Source organism: Dokdonia sp. (genome assembly GCF_039945015.1).
Lineage (GTDB): Bacteria > Bacteroidota > Bacteroidia > Flavobacteriales > Flavobacteriaceae > Dokdonia.
The window spans coordinates 653,780-678,931 of the sequence record NZ_JBDUXP010000004.1; the positions used below are offsets into that span (position 1 = coordinate 653,780).

Genomic DNA, 25,152 nt, shown 5'->3' on the forward strand with positions numbered 1-25,152 from the left:
ATGGAATGTATTGTGGGATGGTACGCTTTCGCGAAAGCGTATAAAAAAACCACCCCAATAAAGAAGTGGCTTTATATATGATTATAATGTTTGGCTACTTAACAGTTCTCACCATGTACATCACAGTTTTCTCCTTCAGATGTAATTTCTGCGTTTTCTAAGCTGGTAACCTGTTTAAAAGCATCTAAGAATACTTCTGAAGGTTGTGCACCACTGATACCATACTTATTATTAATGATAAAGAAAGGGACGCCAGAAACACCCAATTCTTGAAAATGTTTAATTTTTTGTTGTACTGCTTTTCCTAGTTCTTCGTTTTGTATAATAGATTGTACTTTCTCAGCAGACCAACCAAATTCGGCTCCAATGCCTTCTAATATACTCGTATCATTAAGATGTAATGTTTCTACAAAATAGGCTTTTAAGAAGCGCTCTTTAAGTTCGCTTTTAAATCCTTCCTGTCCAGCAATGACAAGCATTTGATGTAATGGCAATGTATTTACAGCAAGCCAGTTATCACCAAAATCAAAATCTATTCCTAGTTCTTTCCCAACAGTAGTCAAGTTATCTGTCATCTGCTTGGCACGATCTATATCTCCAAATTTATTTCCTAAATAAGTATCTCTATTCAGACCTTCTGCACGCATGGTTGGGTCTAATTGATACGGGTGCCATTCAATTTCTACAGGAGCACCTTCCCATTGTGCTAAGGCATTTTCAAGTCTTCGCTTCCCAACATAGCACCAAGGACATGCAACGTCTGATACAATATCTATTTTGATAGGAGTCTGTAACGTGGTATTCATAGGTTTGATCTTATTTGGAAAGTTAGTAGGGAGGAGTGGAGATTCCTTACTAGATTATAAATATATACGCCATAGCTACGGCAGGCAAGCTTTTCGCGAAAGCGCATAAAAAACAAAACCCACTTCATTTCCAAAGTGGGTTTATAGATTTAGATTCTTCTATCCTTCGACAAATTCAAAATAACATCGATTAGTTCTTAATCTACCACCTTGGTAAGTTCCATAGGAGAGTCAATACCTATAAGCTGTGTAACTTCGCCTTTGGTGTCTAGTACAAACTGAATACGTTCTTTGATATCTCCTACTTTAAAAATGTGATCTTCCAATGGTGTTAGCGCCATTTTGCCCCCATTAGAACGAACTTGTCCGTAAAGTATATTATTTTCTAATGTAATCGTAATGGTAATAGCTCCACCTTGATACGTACCTAAATATTTTGTGTATGCCGAAGTATCAATATTGGCGTTACTATCAGGAATCGAAATGAATTCAAGTAGATTCTCATAATTAGAAGGGTCGATATTGCTAGTGTTATTCTCTTTTGCATAGGTTATCGCGAGCTGATATCCTTTTGTAAAAGCGTGTGCACTTGTGGTTTTTATATGCGGAATAACACCTACCTGTTCAAAACTTGTTTTGGTCACCGCATTAATGGTTTCTTCACTAGAGACCTGTACGATAAAGCGATCATTAACAGAGTGTATAGAAGCACCATTACCAGCGCCTACCGTCGTTTCACCTATGATGGTTGCTCTACCCAAATGCTTGAGCATATAGGCAAACGACTCTGCTGCCGATCCAGTATTAGCGTTGACCAATACATATAGCTTCGTATCTGGAAGTTTGGTGCCGAGTACATTTGGATCGGTTGAGATGCCGTAGGTATGACCGTGTAGCGTACAGCGATAGTCCGAAAGGTGAATGGGCTCCTTACTATCAAAGAAATAACTAATGTAGTATGCAACCATATCTTCAAAACCACCGCCATTATCCCGTACATCTACAATAAGAGCTTCTGTATTCTTTAAGGATTCGATAGCACTAGTCACAACAGGCTTAATCGCTTCAAAATATTGATGTCGTGTAAAATGCTTGATTTTTAAATATCCTATGTTTCCTTCGAGTACTTTGATTTCACTAAGACCATAATTGGACCAAATACCTGATGAATTTACTTGTATAGATGGGGCATCCCCTGTCGTTCTTTCTCTCGGAGAACGATAGATCATACTCATGTGCAAATCATTGTTAATAGCCCTTAAATCAACTTCGAGTGTATCTGCAAGTGTTTGAGGATTAGTCATTGTAGTGTATGCTCCGTTTTTATGTTTGGTACGTATGTTGTTTACGATTTTGGTGCCTATTTCAGGATCTATATAATAGCGTTTTACAATGGAGGTTATAGAGTCTACAATGGTATTAACCTCTTGTTCGGTTACTGGTTGGATATCGTTGTTTTGCTGTGCCTGCATTTCTTTTGAAAAGAGACAGAGTAATAGTATGACAAACATTGATATGCGTAGTTGATTTTTTTTGCAATATGATTTCATGGATTCGTTTTTTGATACTGTAAAAATAACAGAAGTCGTGTATCAAAAAATAGAATGAAATTAGCCAGTTTCTTAAAACTTCCGATAATCTCGAGGTAAAAATCCAGTAAGTTGTTTGAAGTTTCGTATAAAGTGACTTTGATCTGTAAACCCGCAGTAAAAGGCAATTTCTGATAAAGAGAGCTTAGAATTCTTGATAAGATCAATACTCTTTTCAATCTTTAATCTACGTTGGTAGGTTCCTAAGGTGCACTGAAAGTACTTCCTAAAATTCTTAGAAATCGTCACAGGATGGGCTCCTACAAGTACTGCTATTTCTTGTAGTGATAGTGCTTCATTCCATTGATCGTGGAGTAATTGCTTAAGTAAAACAACCCATCTTGGTAGACTCTTATTCGTGTTTTGTTTTTGGTTAGAAACAAGTTCTAATAAAAGGATTTGCAAATGCATGTATTTGTTCTGATCCAGATACAGTAATTCCTTTTGCATTTTTAAAATCAATGCTTTGGCATTTACATTGGTTTCAACAGCTTCTTTAATATCTTGCTCAGTAAGGTCATATTTAGAAAGAAAGGAACGATCAATTTCTATATTGGCACTTTTTGAGATAGGAGCAGGAGAAATCCATCGGTGACGCTCTTCGGCATGATAAAAAAAGATACTGCCTTCTTTTTTACTATAGGTGGTTTGATGTTTTGTTTCTGCTTTACCTCCTTCAAATACAAAACAGATATGAAGATTTTCGTGGTAATGCCATTCAGGATTATTTTTACGAGTAGAGTAGTGGGTATTGGTAATTGTACTCCCGTCTATGTGTAGCCGATGTATAACTTCTCCCGTATATTCTCCCTTGTTTAAAACAATCATTCTGTAAAGCTACTCATTTAAGATGAAATATGGTGGAGTCCGCTTTCGCGAAAGCGTATAAAACAAAACATCCTCATGTAAACAACATAGTTTTTGACTTATTATTCTTTTTCCTGAGAAATACCCATGAGTTTTGCTGTGGCTACAAAGACTTCTTTCCAGGATAATGCAGTATTTGCTAGTATAACTACTACTGTTTTTGTACTTGGAATGATAAAGAGTTGTGATGCCGATCCAGATTGTTCCCCACTATGCCCAATGATAGCTCCTTCATTTGGTTTTGGATTATATAAAAACCAACCAAAACCATAGGCATTTGCTTCTTTTTCTAAGCTGTGATGTTGTCTCATCAGGTCTAGTGTGTTTTGTGAGACAAATGTATTATTTAGTACAGCATTCCCAAATTTGAGCATATCTTCTAGTGTGATATAAAAGCCACCTCCAGGGATTCTATTACTTAAATTATTATGTTTAGACTGTTTTATCTTTCCTTTTCTATCACGGTGATATAATTTTGATTTTCCTGGAATTGCTACGCCATATTTTTCGACACCAGTATTGTTCATATCGGCTTTATCCCAAATGTTTTTTTGGAGATACTCCTCAAATGTAACCCCAGAAACTTGCTCGATAAGCAACCCTAAAACTGTATATCCATAGGTTGTATAACTAAATTGTGTACCAGGTTCAAAGCGTAGTTTTCTGTTTTTAAAAACATCTACAGCTTTTGCTAACGTAGCATAGGTCTTTGTGGTTTCTGTTTCTTTTCCGTTTTTATAACCATCAATTCCAGACGTATGCGATAATAAATGCCTCGTAGTGATTTGTGTTTTTTTCTGTTTTGGATAGTCAGTAATGTATGTTTGTATAGGAGCATCTAGATCAATACGTCCTTGTTCTACCAATTGCATAACTGCTAGGGCAGTCATTGATTTTGCAATAGAGGCAGGTCTTGTGATGGTACCAAGCTCCATCTTTTTTTCATTTTCACGATCTGAATACCCCAGAGCAGACTGCCATTTGGTTTCTCCATCTACAGAATACCCTGCGACAAGACCAACAACTATATTTTCTGATATGAGAGATTCTACAATGAGATCTGCTTTCTCCGGCTGCGTCTGTGCGCTTACGCAAAATGAGATGAAAATGATACCTATGAGAATGAAATACTTTTGCATGCTATGATTTTTAAGAATTAAACGATAAGCCAAAAGTATATCTGAAAGAAGCCAAAACCATATATTTTATAGGGTTTGGGACGAACTATCTGTTTTTAGGGATGAATGATTTAAATCTAAAACAGCTTGTTTATAATTTTTTGAAACAGGAACCTCTACGTGTGTTAATCCTAATAGTGAAGTACTCTTCCATTCTTTAAAATGAATCGGATTTATAAGATGTGACCGATGTACTTTTAATAAACTTGGCGTTTCTTCGTGTATGTTTTTTAAGGTATTTCTCAATAACTTTTTCTGAAGCAAGTTGTCTTTGAGATAACTCACTTCTATATAATTATCTGCACTTGAAACACTAATGAGATCGGTGATATAGATTTGTAAAATATCTAGCTTATTTTCTCCTGTTAGGGTGATTTTTGTAACAGGTTTTGTGGGTGCCTTTCTATTGAGAAACCATCGTAAAAAAATCAATATGGGTAATAAGATAAAGAAAATAGGAGTGAAGACTTCTAGCGAAAATTTTGAAAAAGAATAATCACCATTAATAATCCCAGTTTTATAATACCCATAACTACCTATAAGAACAAGGATGTTAAAGGTAGAGATAAAAATAATTTCAGAAATCAGTGTCCAACGATTCATTGTAGTAAATACCTTATTCTGAATAGGAATTAATACCATATATCCTATAAACGAAATGACACCATAAAATGGAAGTATTTGTAGCCTAATTATAAATGATAAATCTGAAGCATCAAAAGGAGCAATAAGTACGAGAAAAGAAACTAACCAAAGACTAATGATCCCTGCAATGATAACATGATATTTATAAGAGGTATGTAATGGTAAGAGACGCACGATTGTTTGTATACTTGTTAACTACTAAATGAGGGTTTTTGTGAGTGTAATATACAGCCTTACTTAATTACCTTCAAGTTTCTTTTCTATTCGTTTGATGGTATTCCAGTTTCGAGTAGTGATGTTTTTCCCAAAAAAGGATTCTAAGGCTTTCATTGCTTTTGGCGTTTTATTAATAGAAACATCTAAGACACTTAGGATGGTTTTTTCTTGTTTGACTAGAATTGTATAGGCATTGTCTTCACTTGTCCATGGCGTTTGTAAATCGGCTTCTGTAGTGTCCTTTAAAAACGATATGTATAATCTAATGTCTTTTGTCATAACAATGTCCTTAAAAGGATCGCTCTTGAGTAATTGATAGATTGTTTCTGCACTTCGTACCATTGTTGGAATAGGAAAACCAAAAACTTTTTCTAAATGCTCAGTAACTTTTTTTTCAAGTAATTCTTCATCATGAACTTCGGTATCAAACAATACATTGCCTGAGTTTAAAATGGTGATGATATTTGTAAATCCTAGTGTTTCCATTTCAACACGAAGTTGTACCATAGGGACTTTATGATGCCCGTTTACATTAATTCCTCGTAAAAAAGCGACGTAAGTTTTCATGAGTTAATTTTTTCTGATCAGAAGTTTATACTTTGAAAGATAGGTTTAAATATACGCTTTCGCGAAAGCGTATAAAGAAAATTGTACTAGAGAAGTATGTATGCTATGAAAAGAATTACTGACAATCTGCATTATATCTGGTATCTGTCTTGCTACTGCTATCTATAATAGTTTGATAGGCTACTTCTTGACTCTGACCACCTTCCATACTTTTGTTTAATAAATATGTAAATGTAGGGCCATCGGGATTTCCATATTTTTTAATATCTCTTGCTTGTAGTGTCTTTACAGCTTCTTTGTCTTGCATCATAAAACGAGCATTAACTCTCGCTTTGTGACGTAAATCATATGCTTTATGTGCGCGTGTTTCTAGATCGATTCCATCTTGCATCCATTTCTCATTGATAACTCCTACTGCTACAATCTGATAATTATACCAAAGCCTGATTTCACAATCTGTTTTAGGAACATGGGTTAAATTCTTAGGAGATGGAAGCCCTGGAATCCAAATTTTTTGCCCAATACGAATATCATTGGCGCTATTGATTTTAAGAAAACTCGCATCAGAAGTAGCTTTCTCATTGGTGCCTTCTATAATACGATAATACAAATGCGGACTATCATATGCTTTTTTTGAAATTTTACTTAACCAGTCACCTTGCTCAATGGTATATGTACTATTAGGCGTTTGTGCGATAGATGGAATGGCACATAGAAATGTAAGAAGGAATGAAAGAAGGAATGTAGCTATGTGGTTATTTTTTAATTTCATAGTTTTCTTTTTATTTACTCAAACAACGCAACAACTCTTGCTGGTGCCGCCGATGCTCCAACAATTTTTAAAGGGAAAACAGCAATCTTAAATCCACTATAAGGCAAGGCATCTAGGTTGACTAATTGCTCCATATGGCAATATTCTTTTTGTTGACCTACTAGATGTGCTTCCCAAAACAATTCAGAGTTTCCGGTTTCTTTTGCTTTTTTGAGCATATATGGAAGCGGTAAATCCCACCCCCAAGCATCAATACCCATGACTTTTATGCCTTTGTCTATAAGCCACTCAGTTGCTTGAGCACTCATGCCTGTACCTACTTTATGAAAGTCTTTGGTGCCGTTATAAATATCCCTTCCCGTTTTAATAAGCACAATCATGCCTTCTTTGATCGCTAAGTCATGTTCTGTTAGAAAACCTTCAATGTCCTCTACCGTAATAGGATCAAAGTCTGCTTTGTGCTTCATATCAATGACAAGCCCTTCTCCGTAACACCAGTCTAAAGGAATCTCATCAATTGTTTTTGATTTCTTACCATTGGTCGTAGACGAGTAGTGCCAAGGCGCATCAATATGCGTGGTTGAGTGAACTCCCATTTTCTGGATCGTGTCATCTGCCCAGCCTTCAAAACCTTTTGGAAATAGTTTAAAAGGCAATCCCAAAAATCGAATAAGCCATTTTGCCTTTTTGTGTGGTTTATGCTTGATCTTGACTTTCATAAACCAAGGATCCGCTTTATTGTATTGAATTGGCTTAGATAAATCTACTATTTTCATGGGATGATGTTGTTTTTACGCCATACTTACAGCAGGCAGGCTTTTCGCGAAAGCAAAAAAAAAAAGATACTGTATTTTTTGGTGCTTAAAAGTTGATTTTTTTATTTTTTATAAAAAGAAAGGATGTGTTCGATCCATTTCTTAGGACTTCCTAATTGGCAAAAATGCCCCAAACCATCCATAATTGTTAATGTGGCGTCTTTGCATATGTTTTCTTTTAAATAATGAGCGATAGCCACTTTTGCAACGGCATCTTCATTACCCCAACAAATATGAATAGGTATTTTAGTGTGTTGTAATGCAGGTAACCACCGTGTTTTTTCAAATCGTTTCCTGTCATTCAAATAGGTAATGGTACGATGTACATTTTTATGTCCATCCTGTTTTATATGTAACTCCCAGAGTGTTTGTATCTCTTCTACGGATAAATTTTGATTTCCATGTGCACTGCGTATTTGTTGTTTAAATAACTTAAAAGTACTTAGATTACTCAATAGAGACCCAAACCTAGATAGCAATATTTTTTGGGTAACTCGTAGACTAGCTAACTCAAGTACCATCCCTCCATTTGTAAATGTTATACTTTGTAACCCATCCGAAAACCAAGTTGGCAGAAGCCCATTTTCATATCTGGCTACTATTTCTGTAGCAATACTATCACCCATGTCATGAGCAAGGAGATGACCCCCTTTGATACCAAAATGCTTCCAAACTGCAAAAACAGTATCCGTTTGCTCAAATAAAGAATATGTATATCCTGTCACTGGTTTATCACTTAAGCCATAACCTAACAGGTCAAACAAGATAATACGATCAAATTGCTGTAATAAACCATCTACAATGGCATGATACGAATATGAGGATTCTGGAAATCCATGAATGAGTAAGATCGTTTTGTCTGACGTTGCTTGAGAATCACCTATTTGTTTGACAAATAATGTATGTTGGAATGGACCATATGGTATGTATTCACCTGTTGCTTCCCAAGTTGTTAATTGTGATGATATCATTTGATTTTCTTTTTGATGTCAATGATCTCATCAGGAATCCAATTGAGAGTAGTATCTAACGTATATGCTTTTTGCTTTAGTATTAATGCCTCCTTATATCGACCCATGAGTAGTAGGACATCAGCCTTTGAATCATATGGATTCCCTTTATTAGGTTCACATCTTATATAATTGTCAAATGCTTTTTCAGCTTTTTCTAATTCGTCGTTGCGCATATAGGCATATCCAAGAATGTTGTATCCAGAACCATAGTTTGGATCTATTGCTATTGATTTTTTTCCTGCTGTAATTGCCAAGCTAGGATTCTTTCTAAATAATAAAAAACAAATGGTATGGTATATATATTTATCAGATGGATATAATTCTGCTACTTTAAACAATAGCTTTTCTGCATGATCATTGGGGTGCTCAAATCTGTATTCTGTTGCATCAACAAGTAATTGTTCTGCTTCAGAAACCAAATGCTTATACTTTTTTGCTAACTCATGGTTGCTTTTTTTAATAGAGTCATTTGGAGCGTATATAGAAATGAAATTATACATTCTTACAAATGTAGAATCTAAAGCTATAGCTTTCTGATATTGCATTATTGGATGTGCATCTAATCCGTTTTGAACTAAAAATTGTGCTTGTTTAAAATGTTTTTTTGCTTCCTCATTAACTGTTGTGATGGGTACACTATCATAAGTAAGTGTTTCAGATTGTTGTTTATCTTCTTTACATGATAGTGACAGTATAGATAATAGTATGACTACTATGATTATTCTCATACAGGTAGATTCTTTTTGTCTTTATATTTAATTGATCGTATTATTTATAAAGTTAACACATATACTCCTAAGTTTTTCTGTAGGGATCGCATCTATCATATGTGGCACCTCGTCTAAGATTTCTAATTTACCATTAGGCAAGGCTTCTGCACTTTCTCTGGATTCTTGGATGCTTACCATATGATCTTTACTTCCAATTCCTATGAGTACTTCGTGATCTATTTGTGTTAGTTCTTGCGATGTTATTTTTTTCCCATTTCCTAAATCATGCATCATCTGTGCTGTTTTATGCATGACTTCTTTCCAATCATTATGGGAATGAACTGTTGCCAGTTTTTTGGCGAAAGCCGGAACCTTCTCTTCAATCTTTTCAGGATGAAGCATCTTCATTTCCTTGGCAGCAGTTTCTTTGTTCCATGCAAATTTCGTCCCTAAAGTGATGATTTTTCCAATACATCCAGGATGTTTATGAGCAAGGCGTAATGCAACATATCCACCCATACTATAGCCAAAAATGTGAACCTTCTCAATGGTATGTGCTCTCAGATAATCAATGACATTACCTACAAATACAGCCATCGAAAAATCTTTGGAAGACGCTCTATTTCCGTGACCTTCAAAATCTAATGTGTGTACTTCAAAGTCACTAGATAATGCCTCTTTTAGACTGTTAAACTGTTCTTTAGAACCTAAGGCGCCGTGTAATAGAAGTAACTTCTGATTCATATCCTTTTCATTTTAAGACGAATATAAATTATTTTTAGGTTTCGCTTTCGCGAAAATTTCTAAAAACTTGTTACACGTTATATTAAAATGATTTACAATCGTATGTATTGTTATTTGATCTTAAAAAACTCAACTTGATATTTCTTTTTTCTAAAGAATGTCTCTACAATGATAGATGCAGGTGTCTTTTTTATAATCTCATAGGTATATATATCACCAGGCTCACTCAGTGCTTTTTTTAAAGGGTCATTACTGTCTTTAAACGTTAATTTAAAATCACAATCGCTTGTCCATTCTATTTGTAATCTAGAATAGGTTTTGCCACCTCTCATACGTTCTAAGTACATTGTATCTGTTATAGTAAGATAAGTTGTATCTTTTACATTAAGCTCTTTTACTTCATTTATATAATAATACTCCCCTTGGTGTACATCTAAACATGTAAGATCTTCTTCAGACTCTATAAACCCTGATTCTTTTCCAGCTTCATCTGAAAATACATCTAAAATATAATCACAGTTTTTTGCCAGATGAGCTCCAATGATACCTCCAGCTTCATCCATATCAATTTCATCTATTGTCTTAGCATCATAATGTTTATATAATCCGTCTAGGTTACTCATTAATGTTCTTTCAAAACAAGAATTTAAACCTTCTTCTGTTGTTGCCTTTTCTTTTTCAAGGCACTTACAAATCTTGGTTGCAATTTTAGTATGTATTTTTTGTGAAAAAAGGGGCGTACTCATAAGGAGTACTGCAATAGGAATAATGATATTTTTTTTCATGTAATTCTTGTGTTATCTGTGATCGTTTGAGTGATATACTATTACAGTCTACCTACTATTGCAGCAACTTCTTTGTATTTTTTTGATTCTAAAAATGCTAAAGAATCATCAATAAATTGCTCAACTGCATTTCCAGGACTTTTTCTCCAAGCGTCAAATTGCTTGTTTAGACTTTCTCCAATGACTACTGTTTTAGAATTACTGAGTAATGGATTTTGAGAGTTATCAAACTCATATAGCTCTTTTTTAATCGTACAATTTTTTAAGCTTGAGATTATTTTCTTTTCATCAGGTGAGTCTATTGCTACAATGTTTTCATTAAAGTATAGCGCACCTGGCAACCAGCTTTCATCAAATGGTTTTTCTAAATCTACATGTTGAATTAACCTAATTAAAAAAACATGCCCATGATTTCGGCAATAAAATGATACAGATCCACCGTCTAATGTTAAACTAAAATCAAAAATTTCTATTTTTCCTTTAAGATCAGTGATAGATATTTGATCCATTTTGTGTTCATTCATTTTTCTTTTTTTAGAAAGTCAAATATATAAGAACCATCGGACTTATGATTCATCTATTCTGATCAGAAAATTTATACAGTCCATAAGTGCCCTATAGCGTATGTTCTTGCTTTGCCGCTTATGATTACTCTATCTCCTTTCTGTTGACATTGTAAAGTCCCAACTCTCTCAGAGATTTGCATCGCAGAGAGCTTATTTTTACCAAGTCTCAATGCCCAAAAAGGAATTAAAGAACAATGTGCAGACCCAGTTACTGGATCTTCTAGAATGGAAGCTTGTGGGGTAAAGAAGCGCGATACAAAATCACAGTGTTCTCCTTTTGCAGTGACTATGACACCACCTGGATCAAGGTTTATGGTATCAAATAATTGCCTATCAATTTTGATGCTTTTAATCTGTTCTTCTGAGTCATATACGAGTACATAATCTCTAGATTTGTAGACTTCAGTGGGCTGAATGTTTAAGGATTTATGGATGACTTCTGGTAAACAAGAAATGGTTGGCATGCGTGACGGAAAATCTAAATAATACAGATCGTTTTTTATAGAAACCGTGACATCTCCACTTAATGTTTCAAATACGATCGTATCATTTGGATAGTTTAAAATTGTCTTTAAACAATGTGCAGTCGCAAGTGTCGCATGTCCGCAAAGATCCATTTCTATTTCTGGAGTAAACCATCGTAAATGAATCTTATCTCCTTTATCAATAAAAAAGGCAGTTTCTGCAACAGCATTCTCTTGCGTAATTTTAAACAATATCTCATCTGGCAACCACTCTTTTAATGGAACAACACACGCTGGGTTTCCTCCAAAAATGGTGTCAGTAAAGGCATCTATTTGATATAATTCAAGCTTCATTTTGTATTGTTAGGATGATCTCTATTGTGGAGTATTGTTTTTACGCTTTCCTGCCTGCAGGCAAGAAAGCGTATACATTAACAGTCATCATTTTTTGACATATACATATACCAATTATATTCCCAAGTAGTACCGTTATCTGTAGAAAATGCTTGACTCCAAATGGGGTTTTCAATATCCGTTTTATCCCATTCAAACATTACAATGATGTCTTGTTTATTAAAAATGTCTTTGGTATAAAACCTTCCTACATCCCCATAAAATGAACCAACGGTGGGAGGTTGAAGAACACCCGTAGTACTGTCGGTCCAATACATACTCCAGAGTCTGGTCGTAGGGTTAAATAAGCGAATAGTTCTTCCTTCAAAAGGTTCTCCATCAAATGATGCAACAAAATCATCAGTATTCCCAAGGCCAAGTAGTATGGATTGCATTTTTTGTAAAGCATCAAATTCTATCCATTCTGTACAGTTGCAAAGACGGTCTTTTAGTTTTCTATTTTTAATTTTCCATGAACCAACATAAAAATCAAAATCATTTTTTGAAGATGTTTCTGATGGAGTGATTTCTAAAACACCATTGTCTAATATTCGGATATCTTTCATGTGAGTTTAGTTTTTGATGGTAGACAATTGTCTATTGTATGAGCAATTTTAATAGCTTATTGTAAGTTATTATAAATCGTTTTAATTACATTATTTGAGGAAATATTTTTTTAAACCTCTGAGGGAAATCATCTTTTTGGTGAATTTCTTTATGGGTAAATGGATGTATAAACGTTAGAGAATATGCATGTAAATACAAGCCTTTTCCATTCAGGATCAAACTTTCAATACCATATTCTTTATCTCCCAATATCGGATTTCCAATAGCCGATAGATGTTTACGTAGTTGATGCCTTCTTCCTGTTTGAGGTTCTAGCTGCACCAAATTGAGTTGACCAAACCTATCTGAAGAAACAGATTCACAAAGTGTATAGTTTGATTGCGATTTCTTACCATCAATCTCAGAAGTGATTTCTCCTTGACTCTCCATTTTACCTATAGTAACGGCATAGTAAGTTTTTTTAATCGCTCTATGTTCAAACATTTTATTTAGAGCACGAATACTACTACTCGTTTTTCCTACTAATAAAATACCTGTCGTAGCAAAATCCAATCGATGAACAGGTTGCGGTTTTGTAGCATCAGGTAGAGTACTTCGTTGTATGTTTTGTGGTAAAGCTTGGGCAACGGTTTTAAAACTGTTACCGCTTACTAAGATACCAGCTGGCTTATGGATCAATGCTAAGTAGTCGTCTTCAAAGAGTACATCAAGTTTTAATATCAGTTTCTTCTTCGGTTTATCTTCTTCTAAAATAGATAAGACAATGCATTCTCCACCTTTAATAAATGTCGCCGAAGTAGCGATCACATCATTAACTGTAATATATTGCTTCTTAAGTATTTTCTTTAATGCAGATTTTGTTAAAGCGGAATCAAAAATACCCACCCCGTATTCTTGTAGCCGAATAGGAGTAGAGAGTGTAGGGACAATATGGGATTCAATGAGTTTGATGGTGTTATTATATTACACTTTATTTAATTCGTTAATCATAAGAATTTTAGATAGTTTATTCATTCCGGTATTTGAGACAAACCGAAATCCTAATTCAATAAACACAAATCTCAAGAATAGAATTCCTATGATTGCTGGAATTATGATTCCGATTGATTTTTCAATTCCATTAGTTATTATAGCAATTCCAAATCCAATGAACGGCATGAGTATTAATATTGAAAACATAACTTTAAACGCTTTATGTATTCGTATTTCAAGTTCGCCATTTTTCCCATCAAATTCTCCAATCAAAACACATATTGCTCCACGACCTATTTCAGATGATATTATTTTGAATCCCTTTTCGTGTACTTGTCCACGAAATGCTTTTTTTGTCCAATCCGATGTTAGTAAATCAGTAATATCAGTATTTGATTTCAAATGCTCCATAGAGTTTGAATAATCATTTTTCAATGTTACTTTAAAATTCTTAGTCGGAAATAGTTTCATTCAATTTGTAAAGTTTTTTTAAATGTAGTAAAAACACTCTTATGGATGACTTACCTGGTAGGTTAACTTTAAATGATAAAAGAAGGTTTTCCAAAAGTAACCTCATAAGTCCAATTCCCATCCTGGATGTGTTCGCTCTTCTTTCCAATCCCAATAAGTACCATAAAAGTCATCGTGAAGCATGGATTCCATATCATGTTCTTCCTCATGGTCAACCAGCATAACCTCACTCCATTCTCCATACTCTACAGTGGGGTCGGCAGTTCCATCAATGATATTTAATAAAGAGAAAAAGCAATCAGCAGTATTACTGGCTAATATTTTTCTCAATGCACTTTTTAACGTTGGATTTATAGTCAATTTAGACAATTCAGTTTTTTCTGATTCTGTCAATCCTCCATTTGGCGGATAATTTATTAATCGTTGTATTCTTTTATTTTCAAGATCATTTGCTGTATGACTTGCATTTTCCTCAATCAACTGATGTATTGAAATTAAAAGCGACATTTTATTTTTTTCGGATAATTTCATTTAAGTACGTTTTTTAATTCATTTTTCAGAGCATTTGTATTTTCTCTTAATCGCTCCCTTGCTTCTGAAGTACTTTCATTATATGCTTTGTGATCTTGAGCATTTTGAAGCATGTGTATGTGCCAAGCATAACTATCTTCTAATAACTGAATATAGTCCTTCATTTTATCAGGTAATTGATTGTGTACAAATCCATCAGCCTTGTAATGAGATTCAAGAATCTCCCATTTTTTGACATACTTTTTTGCAGGAGTTTCAAATGACATGGAAACCTCAACCATTTCAGACCTACATTCAGGACAATGTACAGTTTGAGTGAAATATTTCTCATTTAAATATGCTACTAGATCTTCTGAAATCTTTTTCTTCGGTTTAGAGAAGTAAAATGCATTCAGCAATAAAGATAGTTCCCCATTTTTTTGAGCTAAATCCTTTTCATTTGGCTGTTTAAAATTTTTACGACAATTAAAACATAAGAAGTGTCTCTTATATCGTTTTTCTCTTTTTATCCAATATGTACTCATTATCTATAGAATTGTCCCTAACAGTTGATGTAATGTAGCGTGTGAAAAGTTACTACATTTTGAGTTTATTATAGAACCAAATTTTTATGTTTTGTCTTTAAGATATCAATTTTAAAAACCAAAATATATATCGCTTTCGCGAAAAATACTATCAGGCTGTATTTTGTAAATAAACGTAGCTCTTCCCATTAAGCACTTATTAATCATATTTTATCCATCAGCCTGCATATATACTTTTAATGCTTCTTTTGTTTTTATATTCATGACAACGGTTATCCTATTTCCAGAGCCTGTCTGATTGCTAGGCCTAAATTCAATTTGATAAATATGAGGATTAGTCTCTGAATAAGAATAACCAATTATTTCAAATTCAGTAATTTCCTTTTGTCTGAATGGAACATTAAATGGGCCAGGAGAAGATGGGAAGTTTTCATCTTTAACTTCATTTACAAAATTATTTATTGATAAATGAATAGCATTTAGGGCAACTTTAGTTACAACACTATCCCAAGGATATTCTTCTTTTAATGTATCATTTTCCAAGTCAATTTCATTCAGATTCAGTTCAAATAAATTTCCAAACTTATCATCTTTCACCATAGTAATTTGAATGTTGTCCCAAGTCAATTCTGTTTGAATTTCTTTCTTTTTTCCGTTTACGATAACTAAAAAAATGATTGGAATACCTTCTCTTTTTTCTTTATAAAATCTGAGAAGATCTTCCGCGTTCTCATAAATAGATGTTAGATGCGACCTTAATTCAATAAGAAATTGATTGTTAGTCAGCTCAATTTCCACAGAGGAATTTTTAGAATTTTCATTTTCTAATCCATGTAGGAATTTAATTGTTGGAAGTTTTATTTTTTCAATTTTAAATGAATTTGATTGTATTTTCCCAACATATTTTATTCGATAAATTCCACAAGCTTGTCCAAATGAACATTGAATTGTTAAGCTTAAAATGATTAGGATTACTATTTTTCTCATGTTGATTAGATTTCCTATCAAATCTATTTTATTTTTAAATGTTCTAAAACACTTAATGAGTAAACTATTCTTTTGGATGAGTAAACCAATCCTTTTTATGATCGACAGCTAGTATATGAATTAATAGGATGAAAAATAAATGTTTCCTATTTGGTTATATACACATTGTTGTGCATAGAACTTTTATTCCCATTCAATCATTAATTCAGCTATTCCCTTTTTTATCCCATCATAATAATTTTCATTTTTGAATTCAGGAACCATTGTATGATCAATGACTCTTTTGCAAATTTCATCGGTTAAAATTTGTTCAGTTCCAGTCCCAGTTGAAATTCCAATTTCTCTTATTGGATTACATAATACGATCACAAGGCCGTTATTTTTTTCTTTAGAACCAACACCCCATTCATTTGCTAAATCCGTTCCAAATTTTTGGATATCCTCATAAGGAGAAATACTGTCAACTGTAACAACTACGATTTGTTTTGTTGTTTCAACGTTATAATCGTGTAGAATTTTTGATAATTCATTCCTTTGACTAGCAGTAAAAACTCGACTGAAGTCATTAATAATTCCAGTCGATTTTGGAAATTTAGTATTAAAATTGGATTCTGATGTAAATTCAGAAGCTGGTATCCCGCTCTCATTCCACATTTTATACGAATGATAAGCAGCTAAAGGAACACCAATTAGATTTGGTAATACATTGCCAATGAAGTAAATGACAACAACTGTAATCCCTAAAATTTTTAATACCTTTTTCATTATATATCTACGTTGTTGACTGCTTTTAGTTACTTCTCTAATTGATTTAGCACAATATCTTTATACCTAAACATCTTCTTTTGCTTTCGCGAAAGCGTACTATGCTACAGTATAGTTTACCTATTAACTACTCGTTACAGATGAGCACTAGCAGACGATTTCGTAAATAATTCTTTTGTTGATTAGAGACTAATATCGTATTTGCTATATCTCATATTATAACACGTTATTTACTGTTTTTATATAATTCAATTGCTTTTAGATACTTTAATCCCCCTGTCTCCGTTTGGTCGTGTATAAATCCATTTAACTCTGGATGATGTTCGTCTATCCAACTTAAAAAATCTGTCCTGTTTTTAACAAACGTCGTATCATTAAAAACTAGGTATTTAACGGTCTCTATACTGGTTATTTTATCACGATCAAATCGAAGCACTTGATTAGTGACAATAGGTTGTTTATGAAGAAATAGGATTCTTTTATCCGCTTTAGAAATCGTTGCTTTCACAATTCCATTTTCTTGTTCGATGTGAAGGATTTCATATGTAGGGTCAAATACAGAATCCCATTTTAACCATTCGATATATTCTTTAAGAGAAAATGTCTGCTCATAGTCATATTCTGTTTCTTTTGTCAAAATACTATCGGTCAGTAAAATTGCTATTTCAGAATCATAAGAATTGTCAAGAACCTCATAATAGTGTTTTGCAATTTCAAGTTTGTCAATTTCTTTTTCAGAATTTTTGCAGGATACAAATCCAATAGTTAATACTAGTAATAGAATTACAATTTTATTCATTTATTTTTTGTTTTGTCCTATGTGCTATGCACGTTGCTGTAAGACGTTTTTTATTTTGTTTTCAAATTCTACTTTTAATATATTTATTTTTCTTTTATTGGCAAACCAATGAAATGGCGATGGACTAGAATGTAATCCAAAAGAAATGCAATTCACAAGAATATCTTTCTCATCATAAAGAATTGTCATCTGTTTCCCCCAATCAGTTCCAGCATCTTGCCAAGAAAAATCAATTATTGTTATTTGGTGATTTGTTGATGAAATATTCCAATTGTTGTTTTCTGCTATTTTCTTGATTAGACCTAAGTTCTTCCCCCTTGAAAGACCAGATATTCGTTTTAAAGAATACAAATTTATAATTGAATAAACTAGTAGTGAACTTATAGTAATTACTAAAATCAAAAATAGTAATGATAAGATAATAGGCTCATTTTTACTTAAATCTGAACTAAATTGCATTATTGCTATAAAAGGAAAAAGACTCGCAAATAATGAATACATAGAATAATCAATAATCTTTTCAAGTAACCATCGTTTAGTGACCAATCTTTCTGCTTGTATTGATTTTAATATATCGATTGGAATTTTACTCATTCAAAATGTTTGCTATCGGTTTTGTATAATATTAGTTATGTGTTTCAGTACCTAATTTCGTAAATAAGTTTGTATTAGCAATGAATTATACACGGTGTTGTAACCCGTTGTTTTCAAAAACTAAGAGAACGTTCCTGTCTTTTCATTTTTAAATCCAGGATGATCCCAATCGTTATTAATACTAAGGCAGCTATAATTACACCAATTTTAATACTATAATCTATTTTACCTTGAACAACAAAACCAATAGCAAATGGAACCGCAAAATTGACAGCCCATGTTGTGTAATAATTGTTTGGTACAAAACGTAATTTGTTTTTTAGATACTTCTTGAATTTAGCTAGTTTCTGTTTAAACATTTCGTTGCTAAATGATGGAATTTTTTCAAGTTCTAAATATTTAATATAACTTTCAATTCCTTTTATTTTTTCAGGACTTAAATCCTTTTCTTTTAGTTTTTGTAAAAGTGCTATAAATTTTTTGAATGTTTTGATTTCCGATTTTTCGTTGGTTTTAGAAAGCTGTTTTTTTAGAAAAATTATAGTTGCTTTTAAATCATTTGTTTCCGTAACCGATTTTGAACCAATTAATTCAGTCAATTCTACATCTAAAGCAATTGCTATTCTTTTAATCGTTTCGCCTGTTGGTTCAGATTCATTATTTTCAATTCTTTGAATAGTCCTCAAGCTGACTCTTGATTCATCTGCTAAATATTCTTGAGACATTCCACGAATTGTTCTTAATTCTTTTAAGTTTTTTGCTAAATCTTTTGTTTCCATTTTAAATGTTATTTATTGTTTCAGCAAATGTAGATTGGAAACATATTTACTTGTTACGTCAAGTTGCCGTCATCTTTATGACTTCTTAGCTAGAACGTGTTTGTGTACGATGTACGTTTAAATCAGATGTTTATTCAAAGATATACATTTGAACTAAATAGGAATGAAGCATTGGTTGTTTTCAAATGTGTTATCGTAGTCAATTACATAGCAAATGCATCCTAAATATTATTTTTATACAATATTGACATAATTGGCGTTATATAGATAACCATTTAAATGCTATACCATGAGATCATTACTGCTCTTAGTTACCATTTTATTCGCCACTTCTATATCGAGTGCACAACAAATTGACACTACAAGACCATCTCTAGACACATCTCACCCAGGAGTATTAGTAACAATTGAAGAAGATTTTCCAAGTAGCTCAATCGATGGATATAATTTGTATGTCCCAAAATCGTGCAAGAAGGGTAGCAAAAAATATCCCATCATTGTTTTTCTTCATGGAGGAAGACTTGTTGGCGGAGACATTGCTAACATTCTTAATTGGGATCTTCCAAAAGCAATTTTGGAAAGCCCTTCAATGGAATCAGAATTAGAAGTTTTATTAAAAGACACTTTTATTGTGGTTATGCCTCATATTAAGAATCGTGAATTTTATGATGGAGAAGCTGCAATGCGTAGCATTCTCGATCGTGTCATCCAAAATAATAATGGAGACTCAGAAAGAATTTACCTCACAGGTTTAAGTCGAGGAGGGTATGGAACTTGGGGATTGGCATCTCGGATGAGTGATGTTTTTGCTGCTGTGGCGCCTATTTGTGGAGGTTCAGCAGGGATAACAGACTATAATAAATTAGAAGGTTTACCTATCTGGGCTACACATAATACAAAAGACAATGTGGTTCCATATAGAGCTTCTGATGGTATTGTCAAGCGTCTTGAAAAAGAATTTGAAACATCGTTTCATAAATCTTCTTCTATTAAATCAGCAGATTATGAAAAACATGATCTAATTTTCACAAGTGGCGTCATCGACAGCCATGATGCATGGACCGAAATGCATGCTAGTGTACATTTTTATAAATGGTTGTTGCGGTTCTCTAAATAACTAACTTTAAGTATGTGAAGCATATCCTATTCCAAAAATAATTTTGCTAAAAAAATTATAAGCAATTAGTAGTTAGTAAAATATGTTGAATTTAAATAATAAGGATCAACTTGTCTCTTTGGTTTGTAACACGTTATTTCATGTACTATTTCGATAAAAATATCTCAGAGATTATATTGAGATTTTCATCAGTAAGATTTGAAGTCTTTTTCAGAATGGTAATAAAGTCTGCCACTTCACTATCTGTTGCTGGGCACCCTATGTTTTCTCCTTTGGCATTGTATGAGTCTTCCATCAAAACTCCAGTATTATCAAGTATAGCCCAGAATGGCAAACCTGCTTTTTCTCCTTTATGTTTTTTTAGAAAATCAATGGCTCCAGGATTCTCTAAATGCTTTTTATTTTTTGATTCTTTTACTACTAAGGTTACTGTAACATAATTAGCGTCAAAAAATGATTTGCAGCTGTCACTTTTCATTTGTCTATCCATTTTCTTACACCAACCACACCATGAAGCACTATATTTTACAAAAACATTCTTGTTTTCAGCTTTAGCTTGAGTAAGTGCATTCTCTAAAATATTTGAAGCGCTATTTTGTGCATTTGTCTGTATAGTACATATGGTTGTGATAAAAAGTAGGATAATTAATTTTAACTTCATTTTGTTGAATTTTAATGCTTTATAACGATCATATTTCGTCTTTTACTATATGCTCTAATAGTTTGTGTAAGATAACGTTACTTTTTCAATTATTCCTCTGTGTAATCTTTGTCATAATTAGTAGCAACAAAATCCCAGTTTCTTTGATAACTTTCAAGATGAACTAAATGCATTGAATCTGTATATTTCTACTTCCTACCGCATATCTACCATGCGTGCAATAAACCATATAAATGCTTCAACTTGTCCTTTTAGTACACAGGTCCCTTTACAGATACTACCAAGTAATCCTTGTACATCCGATGATTTCAAAGCAGTAACAGTGACACGATCTTTAAGAAGCAACGAACAAGTAGCTAAATCAGAATCTATAGGAGCACCCAATGTCACGTCTTCATTTTTAATAACCATAGTGATGGGTTCAGACTGTTCTGAAATGCTCACAGCTATAGCAAGATTTGGTGTTGGAACAGTGGTTTTAGCAATTGTTTTTTTTAGATAGGCAGTATATGTATTTGCCCAATCTTCAATACTAGCTAAGGTGATATATGTGTCTTTTGTATCATCAAGTGTTGTAGCGAGTTGTGCATCTATTTCACGCTCTGCTTCGATAAGCGCTGTTATTGTTTTATCTACATCTTCATACGTATGAGCTGCCGAACAGATAAGTCGCAAGCGTCCTCGTCCGCTTTCCACAATGGGATACGTCACTGCTGATGTTTGAACGCCACGTTGATATAAATTCTGTACAATGGCATATAATTTATCCTTATCAGTAAAATGTGGCGTAACGATAGGTCCGTCCCCAGTTCCTAGATCATAGCCTGCCTCTTCAAATCGTTGACGCATGTAATGCGTCGTATTCCAGAGGCGCTCACGTAATGCATCATCAGAACGGAGGCGTCTTAATGAAGTAAGTGCCGCAGCCATATCTGCAGGACTAATGGATGCCTGAAAGATATAAGCTCTAGAAGATGATTTCATAAGGTCAACGTGTTCTTGGCTAGCTGCAACAACACCGCCAAGACTTCCTAGAGCCTTACTGAGTGTTGTCATAATGAAATCTACCTCTTCGGTAACGCCTTGAGCCGCACAAATACCAGCGCCACCTTTGCCGTAAAAACCAAAAGAATGTGCTTCGTCTACGAGAACGAGTGCCTTGTGTTTTTTTGCCATGCGCACAATTTCTGCAACAGGAGCAGCACCTTCACCCATACTATATACACCTTCTAAAACTACTAGAATAGTACGATAGGGAGATACTTCAGAGGTAAGAACAGTTTCCAAGTCTGATACATTGTTGTGCTGGAACGTTCTAATCGTAGCACCGCATAAACGAGCACCATCAACGATGGATGCATGACAGAGCTGGTCGATAACGACTACATCATTTTTTCCTAAAAGCCCTGCAATTGCCCCGACATTAGCTGTGTATCCTGTTGGGAATAGACAAGCGCTAGGCTTTCCTACTAGATCGGCAAATTCTGTTTCGAATTCTAGATGTTGATTGGTCATCCCTGAGGCTGCTGCCGAGGTACCCATTCCAGTTCCAAAATGTTCTAAAGCTATAGATGCTTCTTTAATAACTTCTGGATCGCGGTTTAAGCCAAGATATAGATTGGTCGTCCATATAATCGCTTCTTGCTCTTCATCATTGTAGGCATCTCCTACAAGACCTCTTGTACCGCTTCCTGTTCGTAATACTTTACTATAAGGATTTCTACGATTATTATTTACCATACGCAGGACTTCTTGAACCAACTTGCTTTTATCAGTCACAGACCAAGTAGGTACTTTTGCAGCCTGAAATGTTGGATGGCTGGATTGCATATGCGTTTGGAAATTTGCAAGAGTATCTTTTAAGACAGTTGGCAAATTAACTGCTAGAGCAGTATTGGTACCACTATCCATGATGTTGAAGATATAATTAGTTAGTGCGTTTGAGGTGGGATGTCCAAAGATTGCCTGATCTGGTAACTCTTTACCCAGTACTTTACTGAGTCGACTACTGAATTCTAATGTACTTAGAGAGTCAAGTCCAAGGTTATCAAATGTATCGTCTGGCAATATATGTGTCGGATCACTTAGGTTAAGGATTGATGCTAATTCTTTCTGAATGATTGACAAGATTGTTGCTTGTTGTTCGTCGTTTGTACCTGTTAATGGTTGTAAAGGAGCGTTATTGTTGACGATAGTTACACTTTGACATGGTGCAAGAATATCTTGTTCAGAAGGCACCGCTACTTCCATGTTCATGAGTTTCTTGCGATCGAGTTTGTCATTGGGTAAAAATGGGAGTGACTCTAGGTGTTTTACCACTTGCGGAACCATATACTTTGGAAGGCGTTCTGCTAGATACGCTTTGACGCTTGTCTGTGTTATAGTTTTACTTTTACTTACTACATAGACCACAAGCATTTTCTGACCAATACCTCCATCTACGGCTGCTGCAGCTGCGGCATCAATACCTTGCATCGATTCAAGTGTTGACTCAATTTCTCTAAGTTCAATTCGATAACCTCTGACCTTTACTTGTTGGTCGATTCGTCCAAGAAATTCAATTTCTCCATTTTCTGTCCAGCGACATAAATCACCCGTTTTGTACAACCGATTATCTGGAATTAGATCACTAGGTTCTATCTCAATAAAACGCTTCTTGGTAAGTGCATCATCATATAAGTATCCACGAGCAAGTTTGTCACCTGCGAGATGTAATTCTCCCGATTCTCCATTAGAAACTGGGATCATATCACAATCTAGGATGTACGCACGTGAGTTGGGCACTGAGCGACCAATGGTAATGACTTGGGTACCCGAAGGAATTTCGGCGATGGTAGAGTAAACGGTATCTTCTGTAGGACCATATGCGTTTAGTACACGTAATGTTGGCTTTTGTGCATATACTTGTTCTACTAAGGAGCGTTTGAGCGCTTCGCCTCCAAAGACCAAACATTGTATTCCCTTTGGTAATTTTTCTACGGAGAGTAATGCTTGCATTGCCGATGCAACCATGACACAAGTTCGTACCTGATTTACAGCAGGAAGTTTGGTTAGTTCTAAGGCGTTTTTTGCAAGTATGATAGTTCCGCCTAAGGATAATGTACCCATAATCTCCATAACCGAAGTATCAAAACATACAGAAGCTGCAGCAAGCATCCCTTTTAACTCTTCATCACTGAATAGTTCGCGCATAGACTGTCTCATAGATAGTATGCCTCTGTGCTCGACAGCGACTCCTTTTGGTTGTCCTGTAGATCCTGAGGTATAAATGATGTAAGCCAAATCATTTGCAGATGGTCGTACTGTGCTATTCGTACGATTTCCTAGTTCATTAATCCATATGAGTTCAGGTACGCCACTACATAGATTGGCAGTGTTTTCCTGATCTACGATTGCCGCTATAGCACGAGAATTCTCTAACATATATTGAATTCGATCTTGTGGATATGCGGGATCTAATGGTATGTATGCACATCCAGCTTGCATTATACCAATGAGTACAGCCACCAGTTCCCAAGAACGATGCATACATACGCCAACCAATGATCTTGGTTGTATCTCTCGACTATGAAGCTCTCCCGCAACTTCATTTGCTCGTTTCATAAGAAGTTTATAATCAATATGGGTCTCGCCATCGATAATGGCTACTTGTTTGGGACGTGCTAGCATTTGTTTTGCAATGAGCTCGCTGATGGTTGTTTCCAGATGATCGTTCGTTTTTTGAGCCAATTCTTTCTCCATGAATTTTTGCAAATCCTGTGGAGCCATCTCAATGATATCTTCTGAATGTTTGATGCCTGCTGCGTGTAACATGCGTTGTCGATTGCTCGCAATTTCGCCCTTGGTTGAACCTGAATTAAAACGATCTAGAGTATCTGTATTGGTTAATAATTTACTGAAAAATTGAGTTAGTGTATCCATGGATCCCTTCTTTTTAGATAATTGATTGGTTTGACTTTATGAAAAGAGATCTCCTGAAAAGATCACTTTTCATAGATGCACGTAGGGATAACATGATTGTAAAAAACAAGAATATAACACACATGCGTGTTATTTCTATCGTGTGTGTTTGTATATGTAATTTACTATAAATTTTTAAAACAAAGTGATATAACTATTTGTTTGTAAGGGTTTTTAGTAAAATCGAACATATGTGATTTGAAGATTAAAGCATACTGTAGTACTTTTCGCGCCTGCCTGTCGGTAGGCAGGAAAGCGAGCTTAATAAAAAGAGAATATAGAATATAGAGAAGAG

The 25,152-nt window shown here is 34.4% G+C and carries 27 protein-coding genes; 1 reads left to right on the forward strand and 26 read right to left on the reverse strand.

Annotated features, from left to right (window positions below; all coding sequences use genetic code 11):
• Window positions 1-98: 98 nt before the first annotated feature.
• The 24 genes from ABJD27_RS05120 to ABJD27_RS05235 all read right to left on the reverse strand — a co-directional run bounded on the left by ABJD27_RS05120 (window position 99) and on the right by ABJD27_RS05235 (window position 19,119).
• Complete coding sequence (locus ABJD27_RS05120) at window positions 99-806, reverse strand: DsbA family oxidoreductase (RefSeq protein ID WP_348167303.1); 708 nt, start codon at window positions 804-806, stop codon at window positions 99-101.
• 197 nt (window positions 807-1,003) lie between these two features.
• Complete coding sequence (locus tag ABJD27_RS05125) at window positions 1,004-2,356, reverse strand: S41 family peptidase (RefSeq protein WP_348167300.1); 1,353 nt, start codon at window positions 2,354-2,356, stop codon at window positions 1,004-1,006.
• 72 nt (window positions 2,357-2,428) lie between these two features.
• On the reverse strand, window positions 2,429-3,223 hold the full coding sequence (locus tag ABJD27_RS05130; protein WP_348167297.1) for an AraC family transcriptional regulator: 795 nt from the start codon (window positions 3,221-3,223) through the stop codon (window positions 2,429-2,431).
• A gap of 101 nt (window positions 3,224-3,324) precedes the next feature.
• On the reverse strand, window positions 3,325-4,401 hold the full coding sequence (locus tag ABJD27_RS05135; protein ID WP_348167294.1) for a serine hydrolase domain-containing protein: 1,077 nt from the start codon (window positions 4,399-4,401) through the stop codon (window positions 3,325-3,327).
• A 66-nt stretch (window positions 4,402-4,467) separates the two neighbouring features.
• A complete protein-coding gene (locus ABJD27_RS05140) occupies window positions 4,468-5,259 on the reverse strand; it encodes a LytTR family DNA-binding domain-containing protein (RefSeq protein ID WP_348167291.1) in 792 nt (263 codons plus the stop codon).
• 63 nt (window positions 5,260-5,322) lie between these two features.
• Window positions 5,323-5,868 carry a DUF1697 domain-containing protein gene (locus ABJD27_RS05145; RefSeq protein WP_348167288.1) on the reverse strand — a complete coding sequence of 182 codons (546 nt, stop codon included), beginning with the start codon at window positions 5,866-5,868 and terminating at the stop codon, window positions 5,323-5,325.
• 115 nt (window positions 5,869-5,983) lie between these two features.
• Complete coding sequence (locus ABJD27_RS05150; RefSeq protein ID WP_348167285.1) at window positions 5,984-6,640, reverse strand: LysM peptidoglycan-binding domain-containing protein; 657 nt, start codon at window positions 6,638-6,640, stop codon at window positions 5,984-5,986.
• Window positions 6,641-6,654: 14 nt separating this feature from the next.
• The gene (locus ABJD27_RS05155) at window positions 6,655-7,416 is read right to left on the reverse strand and encodes a cyclase family protein (protein ID WP_348167282.1); all 762 of its coding nucleotides are present in this window, start codon (window positions 7,414-7,416) and stop codon (window positions 6,655-6,657) included.
• A gap of 101 nt (window positions 7,417-7,517) precedes the next feature.
• Window positions 7,518-8,426 carry an alpha/beta hydrolase gene (locus tag ABJD27_RS05160; protein WP_348167279.1) on the reverse strand — a complete coding sequence of 303 codons (909 nt, stop codon included), beginning with the start codon at window positions 8,424-8,426 and terminating at the stop codon, window positions 7,518-7,520.
• On the reverse strand, window positions 8,423-9,196 hold the full coding sequence (locus ABJD27_RS05165; protein WP_348167276.1) for a hypothetical protein: 774 nt from the start codon (window positions 9,194-9,196) through the stop codon (window positions 8,423-8,425). Before ABJD27_RS05165 ends, ABJD27_RS05160 begins: the two co-directional genes overlap by 4 nt.
• Before the next feature lie 27 nt (window positions 9,197-9,223).
• On the reverse strand, window positions 9,224-9,922 hold the full coding sequence (locus ABJD27_RS05170; RefSeq protein WP_348167273.1) for an alpha/beta hydrolase: 699 nt from the start codon (window positions 9,920-9,922) through the stop codon (window positions 9,224-9,226).
• 110 nt (window positions 9,923-10,032) lie between these two features.
• On the reverse strand, window positions 10,033-10,707 hold the full coding sequence (locus ABJD27_RS05175) for a hypothetical protein (protein WP_348167270.1): 675 nt from the start codon (window positions 10,705-10,707) through the stop codon (window positions 10,033-10,035).
• A gap of 41 nt (window positions 10,708-10,748) precedes the next feature.
• The gene (locus ABJD27_RS05180; protein WP_348167267.1) at window positions 10,749-11,231 is read right to left on the reverse strand and encodes a hypothetical protein; all 483 of its coding nucleotides are present in this window, start codon (window positions 11,229-11,231) and stop codon (window positions 10,749-10,751) included.
• Between the two features lie 71 nt (window positions 11,232-11,302).
• Window positions 11,303-12,091, reverse strand: a complete 789-nt coding sequence (locus tag ABJD27_RS05185) for a PhzF family phenazine biosynthesis protein (RefSeq protein ID WP_348167264.1) — start codon at window positions 12,089-12,091, stop codon at window positions 11,303-11,305.
• Between the two features lie 77 nt (window positions 12,092-12,168).
• Window positions 12,169-12,696 (reverse strand): hypothetical protein, encoded by a 528-nt coding sequence (locus ABJD27_RS05190; protein WP_348167261.1) that lies wholly within the window; start codon window positions 12,694-12,696, stop codon window positions 12,169-12,171.
• Window positions 12,697-12,781: 85 nt separating this feature from the next.
• A complete protein-coding gene (locus tag ABJD27_RS05195; RefSeq protein ID WP_348167258.1) occupies window positions 12,782-13,582 on the reverse strand; it encodes an RluA family pseudouridine synthase in 801 nt (266 codons plus the stop codon).
• A 78-nt stretch (window positions 13,583-13,660) separates the two neighbouring features.
• On the reverse strand, window positions 13,661-14,140 hold the full coding sequence (locus ABJD27_RS05200; RefSeq protein WP_348167255.1) for a hypothetical protein: 480 nt from the start codon (window positions 14,138-14,140) through the stop codon (window positions 13,661-13,663).
• 102 nt (window positions 14,141-14,242) lie between these two features.
• On the reverse strand, window positions 14,243-14,647 hold the full coding sequence (locus ABJD27_RS05205; RefSeq protein ID WP_348167252.1) for a hypothetical protein: 405 nt from the start codon (window positions 14,645-14,647) through the stop codon (window positions 14,243-14,245).
• Window positions 14,648-14,667: 20 nt separating this feature from the next.
• Window positions 14,668-15,195 (reverse strand): hypothetical protein, encoded by a 528-nt coding sequence (locus ABJD27_RS05210; RefSeq protein ID WP_348167249.1) that lies wholly within the window; start codon window positions 15,193-15,195, stop codon window positions 14,668-14,670.
• 210 nt (window positions 15,196-15,405) lie between these two features.
• Complete coding sequence (locus ABJD27_RS05215) at window positions 15,406-16,182, reverse strand: hypothetical protein (RefSeq protein WP_348167246.1); 777 nt, start codon at window positions 16,180-16,182, stop codon at window positions 15,406-15,408.
• Between the two features lie 183 nt (window positions 16,183-16,365).
• Complete coding sequence (locus tag ABJD27_RS05220) at window positions 16,366-16,947, reverse strand: TPM domain-containing protein (RefSeq protein WP_348167243.1); 582 nt, start codon at window positions 16,945-16,947, stop codon at window positions 16,366-16,368.
• A gap of 226 nt (window positions 16,948-17,173) precedes the next feature.
• On the reverse strand, window positions 17,174-17,746 hold the full coding sequence (locus ABJD27_RS05225) for a hypothetical protein (RefSeq protein WP_348167240.1): 573 nt from the start codon (window positions 17,744-17,746) through the stop codon (window positions 17,174-17,176).
• Window positions 17,747-17,770: 24 nt separating this feature from the next.
• Complete coding sequence (locus tag ABJD27_RS05230; RefSeq protein WP_348167237.1) at window positions 17,771-18,340, reverse strand: hypothetical protein; 570 nt, start codon at window positions 18,338-18,340, stop codon at window positions 17,771-17,773.
• A 113-nt stretch (window positions 18,341-18,453) separates the two neighbouring features.
• Window positions 18,454-19,119, reverse strand: coding sequence for a helix-turn-helix transcriptional regulator (locus tag ABJD27_RS05235; RefSeq protein ID WP_348167234.1), 666 nt, complete (start codon window positions 19,117-19,119; stop codon window positions 18,454-18,456).
• A gap of 289 nt (window positions 19,120-19,408) precedes the next feature.
• Between ABJD27_RS05235 and ABJD27_RS05240 the strand changes: the two genes are divergently transcribed.
• Complete coding sequence (locus ABJD27_RS05240; protein ID WP_348167231.1) at window positions 19,409-20,236, forward strand: hypothetical protein; 828 nt, start codon at window positions 19,409-19,411, stop codon at window positions 20,234-20,236.
• Between the two features lie 145 nt (window positions 20,237-20,381).
• Here ABJD27_RS05240 and ABJD27_RS05245 read toward each other — a convergent pair whose 3' ends face one another.
• Together ABJD27_RS05245 and ABJD27_RS05250 are read right to left on the reverse strand one after the other, a co-directional pair.
• Complete coding sequence (locus ABJD27_RS05245; RefSeq protein ID WP_348167228.1) at window positions 20,382-20,897, reverse strand: thioredoxin family protein; 516 nt, start codon at window positions 20,895-20,897, stop codon at window positions 20,382-20,384.
• A gap of 195 nt (window positions 20,898-21,092) precedes the next feature.
• A complete protein-coding gene (locus ABJD27_RS05250) occupies window positions 21,093-24,818 on the reverse strand; it encodes an amino acid adenylation domain-containing protein (protein ID WP_348167225.1) in 3,726 nt (1,241 codons plus the stop codon).
• Between the last annotated feature and the right edge of the window lie 334 nt (window positions 24,819-25,152).

Bases quoted from the DNA above. Each gene is read 5' to 3' on its own strand.
- ABJD27_RS05120 (WP_348167303.1), bottom strand. From the start codon at position 806: ATGAATACCACGTTACAGACTCCTATCAAAATAGATATTGTATCAGAC.
- ABJD27_RS05180 (WP_348167267.1), bottom strand. From the start codon at position 11,231: ATGAATGAACACAAAATGGATCAAATATCTATCACTGATCTTAAAGGA.
- ABJD27_RS05160 (WP_348167279.1), bottom strand. From the start codon at position 8,426: ATGATATCATCACAATTAACAACTTGGGAAGCAACAGGTGAATACATA.
- ABJD27_RS05145 (WP_348167288.1), bottom strand. From the start codon at position 5,868: ATGAAAACTTACGTCGCTTTTTTACGAGGAATTAATGTAAACGGGCAT.
- ABJD27_RS05150 (WP_348167285.1), bottom strand. From the start codon at position 6,640: ATGAAATTAAAAAATAACCACATAGCTACATTCCTTCTTTCATTCCTT.
- ABJD27_RS05175 (WP_348167270.1), bottom strand. From the start codon at position 10,707: ATGAAAAAAAATATCATTATTCCTATTGCAGTACTCCTTATGAGTACG.
- ABJD27_RS05130 (WP_348167297.1), bottom strand. From the start codon at position 3,223: ATGATTGTTTTAAACAAGGGAGAATATACGGGAGAAGTTATACATCGG.
- ABJD27_RS05240 (WP_348167231.1), top strand. From the start codon at position 19,409: ATGAGATCATTACTGCTCTTAGTTACCATTTTATTCGCCACTTCTATA.
- ABJD27_RS05245 (WP_348167228.1), bottom strand. From the start codon at position 20,897: ATGAAGTTAAAATTAATTATCCTACTTTTTATCACAACCATATGTACT.
- ABJD27_RS05165 (WP_348167276.1), bottom strand. From the start codon at position 9,196: ATGAGAATAATCATAGTAGTCATACTATTATCTATACTGTCACTATCA.
- ABJD27_RS05170 (WP_348167273.1), bottom strand. From the start codon at position 9,922: ATGAATCAGAAGTTACTTCTATTACACGGCGCCTTAGGTTCTAAAGAA.
- ABJD27_RS05185 (WP_348167264.1), bottom strand. From the start codon at position 12,091: ATGAAGCTTGAATTATATCAAATAGATGCCTTTACTGACACCATTTTT.
- ABJD27_RS05220 (WP_348167243.1), bottom strand. From the start codon at position 16,947: ATGAAAAAGGTATTAAAAATTTTAGGGATTACAGTTGTTGTCATTTAC.
- ABJD27_RS05235 (WP_348167234.1), bottom strand. From the start codon at position 19,119: ATGGAAACAAAAGATTTAGCAAAAAACTTAAAAGAATTAAGAACAATT.
- ABJD27_RS05135 (WP_348167294.1), bottom strand. From the start codon at position 4,401: ATGCAAAAGTATTTCATTCTCATAGGTATCATTTTCATCTCATTTTGC.
- ABJD27_RS05200 (WP_348167255.1), bottom strand. From the start codon at position 14,140: ATGAAACTATTTCCGACTAAGAATTTTAAAGTAACATTGAAAAATGAT.
- ABJD27_RS05210 (WP_348167249.1), bottom strand. From the start codon at position 15,195: ATGAGTACATATTGGATAAAAAGAGAAAAACGATATAAGAGACACTTC.
- ABJD27_RS05225 (WP_348167240.1), bottom strand. From the start codon at position 17,746: ATGAATAAAATTGTAATTCTATTACTAGTATTAACTATTGGATTTGTA.
- ABJD27_RS05250 (WP_348167225.1), bottom strand. From the start codon at position 24,818: ATGGATACACTAACTCAATTTTTCAGTAAATTATTAACCAATACAGAT.
- ABJD27_RS05155 (WP_348167282.1), bottom strand. From the start codon at position 7,416: ATGAAAATAGTAGATTTATCTAAGCCAATTCAATACAATAAAGCGGAT.
- ABJD27_RS05125 (WP_348167300.1), bottom strand. From the start codon at position 2,356: ATGAAATCATATTGCAAAAAAAATCAACTACGCATATCAATGTTTGTC.
- ABJD27_RS05205 (WP_348167252.1), bottom strand. From the start codon at position 14,647: ATGTCGCTTTTAATTTCAATACATCAGTTGATTGAGGAAAATGCAAGT.
- ABJD27_RS05215 (WP_348167246.1), bottom strand. From the start codon at position 16,182: ATGAGAAAAATAGTAATCCTAATCATTTTAAGCTTAACAATTCAATGT.
- ABJD27_RS05190 (WP_348167261.1), bottom strand. From the start codon at position 12,696: ATGAAAGATATCCGAATATTAGACAATGGTGTTTTAGAAATCACTCCA.
- ABJD27_RS05230 (WP_348167237.1), bottom strand. From the start codon at position 18,340: ATGAGTAAAATTCCAATCGATATATTAAAATCAATACAAGCAGAAAGA.